Origin of the sequence: Paraburkholderia sp. GAS32, from assembly GCF_050434225.1 — a bacterium.
Lineage (GTDB): Bacteria > Pseudomonadota > Gammaproteobacteria > Burkholderiales > Burkholderiaceae > Paraburkholderia > Paraburkholderia madseniana.
In genome coordinates this window covers 1-1,652 of the sequence record NZ_JBNPVS010000120.1, presented here as the reverse complement: position 1 = coordinate 1,652, position 1,652 = coordinate 1, and the positions used below count along the sequence as shown (strand labels likewise).

The window sequence follows — 1,652 nt, the reverse complement described above, 5'->3', positions numbered from 1 at the left end:
CTCGATCTCGACCGGTTCAAGCTGTTAAACGACCTGTTCGGCCACGGGACCGGCGACGAAATACTGCGGCATGTCGCTACGCGCCTCGTCGAGCGCCTCGGCTCCGACGTGCCGATCGGGCGCATCGGCGGTGACGAATTCGTGTGCGTGCTCGCAAACATGGCGATCGACGATGCGATCGCGCGCTGCCGTGAACTCGTCATGGCGTTGAACTCCGCACCGGTTCATGTCGACACGCGAGCGTTCCAGATCAGGGGGTCGATCGGCGTAGTCGAGTGTTCGCAGGGTGAACGGGTCCTGGACGCCCTCGCCTATGCCGACCGCGCGTGTCGCGCCGCGAAACGCGGCGGCAATGCGCGGCTCGTCGCACTGCGCAAGGGCGCGCCGGCGTTCGAGGAGCGTGCCGCCGAGATCAGTCTGATCGAGGCGCTAGGACAGAGCCGTTTGCCCGAGGGGCTGTTCCTCGTGATGCAACCGATCATGTCGATGCGTGCACCGACAGAAGCGCTTGACTTCGAAGTGCTGCTGCGTCTGCGCATGCCGGACGGCTCGGTCGCGACCGCCGCGAAACTGATCGCCGCCGCGGAGGACTCCGGCACCATCACTGCGATCGACCGCTGGGTGCTCTCGACGACGCTCGCATGGCTCAGGGACAACCGCGCGTCGCTCTCCACCACTCGCTTCGTGTGCGTGAACCTGAGCGGTGGTTCGCTCAACGACGAACAATTTCTCGACGAGCTGTTCGCGCTGTTCTCGCGTCACGAGGACGTCGTTCATTACCTGTGCATCGAAATCACCGAAAGCGTCGCGCTGCACGATCTCGAGCATACGGAGCGATTCATCGCGCGCGTCCACGACATGGATGCAAAGATCGCGATCGACGATTTCGGCGCGGGTCAGACCTCGTTACGCTACCTGAAGAAGCTGTCGGCCGATGCACTAAAAATCGACGGCGAGTTTGTGCGCACGATGTGTAACCATCCGGCCGACATCGCGATCGTCGAGGCGATCATTACCCTCGCACGCAATCTCGGCATGCGCAGCATCGCTGAATGGGTCGAAGACCTCGAGACCTTGCGCGCGCTGAATGAACTGGGCGTCGACTACGTGCAGGGTTTCGCGATCGCGAAACCGCAAGAGGCCGAAGACATTCTCGCGGCCTCCTCCGCCGCGAGCTTCGTGACTAATACCGAACTCACACGGTATCTGAATGCACAGCAGACACTGCGCTGCGGCGCTGATGACCAGCGCATGGAGCGTGAAAGCGCGGCCTGACGCGGCTTACCGCGCCCCGGCCACTGGCGCGCTCGCATTCTTCGCCGCGCCGCGTATCGGTTCGCGGCCTCGAGCGTTGCTTTATCGGAAAGCGTTCTCGCGCATTCGATCCGCTTCCATCCGCGCTACGTCCCTCCTCAATGGAAAGAGCCAGGTCGAACGTACCGCAGCTCCCCGTCCGCTTAATTTTCATGTCGAGCCTGGATTTGTTCGCGACATGTTTCTCTGTCCATTGCACCCAAGTCGCGAATCCATCACGGCATCCGCGACGTCAGTAGAGAGCGCGTGGCACTAGCGGGCAATTTCTTGAGTGATTGCTGCCCGATACCCCTTGTAAGCGGCCGGTTAGCGAAAGTCGAAATTGGCACGGAAGCCCG

1 protein-coding gene is annotated in these 1,652 nt (G+C 62.1%); it reads left to right on the top strand.

Features of this window, described 5'->3' with window-relative positions:
- The coding region (locus P3T25_RS48435) for an EAL domain-containing protein (protein ID WP_429364860.1) at positions 1-1,275 on the top strand (1,275 nt) is incomplete at its 5' end.
- Positions 1,276-1,652: the final 377 nt, after the last annotated feature.